Source organism: bacterium (assembly GCA_024226335.1).
Lineage (GTDB): Bacteria > Myxococcota_A > UBA9160 > SZUA-336 > SZUA-336 > JAAELY01.
Window position 1 is genome coordinate 1 of record JAAELY010000414.1, and the last position, 4723, is coordinate 4723.

At 60.7% G+C, this 4723-nt stretch carries 3 protein-coding genes; 2 read left to right on the forward strand and 1 reads right to left on the reverse strand.

The window, feature by feature from the left end; genetic code table 11:
* The coding region (locus tag GY725_20455) for a flavodoxin family protein (GenBank protein ID MCP4006557.1) at positions 1-535 on the reverse strand (535 nt) is incomplete at its 3' end.
* A 560-nt stretch (positions 536-1095) separates the two neighbouring features.
* On the opposite strand from GY725_20455, the gene GY725_20460 reads away from it, so the two are divergent.
* On the forward strand, positions 1096-3237 hold the full coding sequence (locus tag GY725_20460) for a molybdopterin-dependent oxidoreductase (GenBank protein MCP4006558.1): 2142 nt from the start codon (positions 1096-1098) through the stop codon (positions 3235-3237).
* Positions 3238-3456: 219 nt separating this feature from the next.
* Complete coding sequence (locus GY725_20465; GenBank protein ID MCP4006559.1) at positions 3457-4344, forward strand: glutathione S-transferase family protein; 888 nt, start codon at positions 3457-3459, stop codon at positions 4342-4344.
* Positions 4345-4723 lie beyond the last annotated feature (379 nt).

Here is a 4723-nt window from a genome sequence, read left to right on the forward strand (position 1 = left end):
CCGGAGATGCCACGCTGATCTTGCCCGTCACGTGCATTCCCATCGTCTCCAGCATCTCGCCCAGGTAGTTCGCGACGATCTCCATTCCGTAGACCTCTGCATTGCTCAATACGATTACAGGTCTCCCAAAAAGGAATGGGCGATGAAGCCAGGAGAAAACACGTTCGATCCACAATTTCATGGCGGAAGAAACTGCGAGCCCATAGGCGGGACTGATGAAAATGAATCCATCTGAACCCCGGAACAGTTCTTTCAGCTCGAGCGACTCGTCCTTTTTCAGAGGGCAATTATCTTCGTGCTCTCGCAGGCAGAGGTAACAGCCGCGGCAGTGATCGATTTGCCTGGCGTTCAGGAACAGGTATTCGACAGCAACAGGAACATTGGCCTGCTTCTCTATGACCGACACCAAGGTCTCTACGATCTTCCTACCGGTCCCGTTCTTCCGCGGACTGCCCAAGACAACCAGGATCTTCTTTGGCTCCGTCCGAACGTGGTTCTCGAGACCAACGATTTCGTGATCTTCTTCGGTAGTCATTGGTATCTCCCGATCCTCGGCTCTGGCGTTCCAGTTTCGACAAAGAGTCAGATGTCAGCTTCGCGCTGATCCGAGCCGTCGAACCTGCGCTGGCTGACCGACTCCATTTCTGTCCCACAAAACTCCTCGTGAGGACCGGACCTTCCGGCGCTCCTGCTCCCATTCCCCGATGGACAAGAGGGTTTGGGCGTGGGAATTTGAATAGGCATTCGAAATATGCGGTCAAAATGGCTTGATGTCAATAGCGCATCGTTCCGCCGCCCTCGAGGACGGAATATTCCGAAGCCCGCCCAGGGACTTACCGCCCAGTCCGGTCGCGTAACTTCGCCGATGAACAGGCGAATTTGACGCACGGTCGCCGATCGCCTTGACAAACACGCGTGCTGAGAGCATGGTTTGAATGCATATTCAAAATAGAATCTTCGAATTCGACTACCAGGCGAGGACCCAAGATGTTGCGTAGCCAATCCTTGGAGCAGGAAGCCAGAAGCTTCACGCCTTTCGAAGTCACCCTCCCGCTCTTCGCGGCCGCTCAGCTCAGGCCTTAGGTGGCGATGCTCATGTCGGAACAACTCACACAGCGCGTCGTTCACCGGGCCTGCTCTCTTTGCGAGGCCAGCTGCGGTCTGCGCGTCAAGGTCGAGGGCGACCGTGTCACGGAGATCCGAGGTGACTCGGAAGATCCTCTGAGTCGCGGTGCGATCTGTCCGAAGGGTGTCTCCCTGATCGATCTGCACCACGATCCCGACCGGTTGCGGGCACCGCTTCGGCGTGCCGGGTCCGGCTGGGAGCCGATCGGGTGGACCGAGGCCCTCGATCTCACGGCGAGCCGCTTGCGATCGATCCAGGCAGCCCACGGTCCCGACGCAGTCGCGCTGTACCGGGGCAATCCGAGCTCCCACAACTACGAGCTGATTCTCTTCCAGCAGGACTTTGTCGCTGCGCTGGGGAGTCGCAACATCTATTCGGCCATCTCGATGGACGTACTGCCGCATCTGCTGGTCGCGTCCTGGATGTACGGACATCAGCTGCTGATGCCGATGCCCGACCTGGATCGCACCCGCTTCATGATGATCATCGGTGGCAACCCGGCGGTCTCGCAGAGCACGATGATGAAGGCTCCCGGCTTCCGGAAGCGGATCGGCGAGCTCAAGGCACGCGGCGGGCGACTCGTGGTCGTGGACCCGCGCCGCACCGAGACCGCGCGGCTGGCCGACCAGCACGTCTTCGTGCGACCCGGCACCGACGCGCTGCTGCTCGCGGCGATGCTGTACGTCGTCTTCGATGAGGGGCTCGCCAAGCCCGGCCGGCTTGCGGAGTTCACCGACGGACTCGACGTCGTGGAGCAGGCAGTACGCCGCTGGTCGCCTCAGCTGGTAGCGTCGGCGACCGGCATCCCGGCGGCGACCATCGAGAGTCTCGCTCGGGAGCTTGCGTCAGCCGAAAGCGGCCTGGTGTATGGCCGCATGGGGACCTCCGTCCAGGCGCACGGCGTGATGTGCAACTGGTTGATAAACGTACTCAACCTCGTCACCGGCAACCTCGACCGCCCGGGAGGGACAATGCTCCCGGCCCCGGCACTCGACCCGGTGGCGAACGGGATGCTGCCGAAGTGGGACCTGGGGGTGTGGAACAGCCGCGTGCGCGGGCTGCCGGAGTTCGGTGGGGAGCAGCCGGTCGCCACCTTGGCCGACGAGCTTCTCACGCCGGGGCAGGGGCAGGTCCGCGGCCTGGTGACCGTGGCTGGGAACCCGGTGCTGTCGACTCCCGATGGGCCCAGATTCGAGCGCGCCCTTCAGGATCTGGACTTCTTTGTCAGCCTCGACTGCTATGTGAACGAAACCAGCCGGCACGCAGATCTGATTCTGCCGCCGGTGTCGCACCTCGAGCGCGACCACTACGATCTCATCGGGAACCGGTGGGCCGTACGGAACGTCGCGAAGTGGTCCCCTCGCGTCTTCGACCCGCCCCCCGGCGCTCTGGATGATTGGCAGATCATGAGCGGCCTGATCCGCCGTCTCGCCAAAGGACCGAAACAGAGGATCGTCGCGTTCCTGAAGGAGCGAATCGGTCCCGAACGCATGCTCGGGCTTGGCTTGCGCCGGGGAGGGTCCGGGGTCACGCTGAAACAGCTGAAGGCGCTCGACCACGGCCTGGACCTCGGGCCGCTCGAGCCGTCGCTGCCCGGACGCCTACTGACACCCGAGCGGCGCATCGCCGCCGCTCCGCCCGCAATGCTCGAGGATCTTTCCCGGTTGGAGGCACTCCTCGATAGGCGCCCCCCCGGCGGAATGGACCTCCTGCTGATCGGCCGGCGGGAGCTGCGCGGCAGCAATTCTTGGATGCACAACCTGCCCCGGCTGATGAAGGGTCGGGCGCGGTGCACGCTGCTCGTCCATCCGGAGGACGCCGAAGCGCGAGGGTTGACCGATGGCGCGATCGCCCGCATGCGTTCGAACCGCGGCGAGGTTGTCGTCCCGGTAGAGGTCAGCAACGACGTCATGAGTGGGGTCGTCAGCCTGCCCCACGGATACGGACATGTTGGGCCAGGCCTGCGCTTGTCGGTCGCGAGCAAACACCCGGGGGTGAACGCGAACGCCCTTACCGACCCCGAGAAGGTCGACCCCGTTGCGGGCACGGCGGTGCTCAACGGGATCCCCGTATCGGTCCTTCCGGCGGTTGCGAGCGAGGAGTCGCAATGACAATGGAATCCCTCCGGTTTCTCGGAAAACCCGATTGGATGAAGTCCGTCATCGAGGCTCAGATGCCGCCCGGCGCGATGGACGCGCTCAAAGCCAAGAAACCCGGGACACACCATTTGGAGGAAACGCACTATGGCCGATCCATCTAGCGAGAAGAGTCCTGTCCTTACACGCGAAAGAGATGATAGGTATGACGGTTTCAAGAGTGCTGTAGTGCACTTGAAAGAGCTCCATCCCGCTCCGTCCATTGAACGAGATGATGTGCATGCCTCTACACCGAGGACTGTTGCCCTCTACCATTCCGGTCCCTCTATTTGCTCTCAAAAGGTTCGCCTGACTCTGGCTGCAAAAGGGGTGCAATGGGAAGACCGAGAGATCAACATGTTTATCGACGAAAACCTCGAGCCCAGCTATATGCGAATCAACCCACGTGGGGTTGTTCCGACCCTGATCGACGGGGAATGCACCGTCTTCGATTCGGGGGCGATTATGCGTTACATCGATCGCAACTTGCCTGGCCCCCAGTTGGAGCCTGAAGATGATGGCTTGAAATCCGTCATGAACCAATGGCTCGAGGCTCAGGACCAATTCCCCATTCGGGGTCTGACCTACGGCAATGCGAAGGGGTTGATGGGAAAACTTGCGCGTTCAAAGCAACCAGCACGTATCGATAAACTGAAGCAGTTGCGCGATGACAATCCCGATCTGAAGGAGGATTACGAAGCCAAGTTGCGCGATACCGAACAGTGGATCGAGGAGCAGAGCGATAAGGTGATTATTGGCAAGATCACCGCACACATGGAGACTCTGCTGGATGGCCTGGAGCAGCAGCTGAAAGGCAATCAATGGATCGTCGGCGACCAGTACACGTTGGCCGATATCGCCTGGACGACCATTCTGGCGCGCATCGATTTTGTGGGTCTAGATAAGAGGATGTGGGGTGACGGTAGGCGTCCAGGCGTCAAGGCCTATTTGGAGCGTCTGAAAGGGGTCCGCGGCTTTGATGACCAGGTTACTCACTACCAGAACAAACCGTACATGTTGAAGCGCTTGCTGCAGTCGACCGCACACCGCGTGTTGAAGAAGATGTCAATAGGGGCGAAATAGTCCTGGCTGTGCAGCCCTGACCTGCCTGGGGATATTCGGACCGATTGAAACCTGAGAGAGTGGCTTCTGGCGGAAAGAAATATCGCACCCCTGTCTCCCTAATAAGACCATCGATTTTCGGCTGTTGAGAGCTGGCAGTCGGGGAATCTGGGGGCCCGCGCGCAGCCGAGCAGCTGCAAAGGGACTTCGGAGCGGCGGGAGGACGAGGCTCGACCGCTGGGGGGCCGGAGGTGAGCAGGTGAGGTTGCCCCGGTTTCGTAGACACGACAGATCGCACGAAAGTGCGGTAGGAGTGTCTGATGGAAAAGCGGAACCGACGATCGTTCTCGAAGGAGTACAAGGCAGAAGTCGTGGCGCTGGTGCGCAAGGGCGGCAAGAG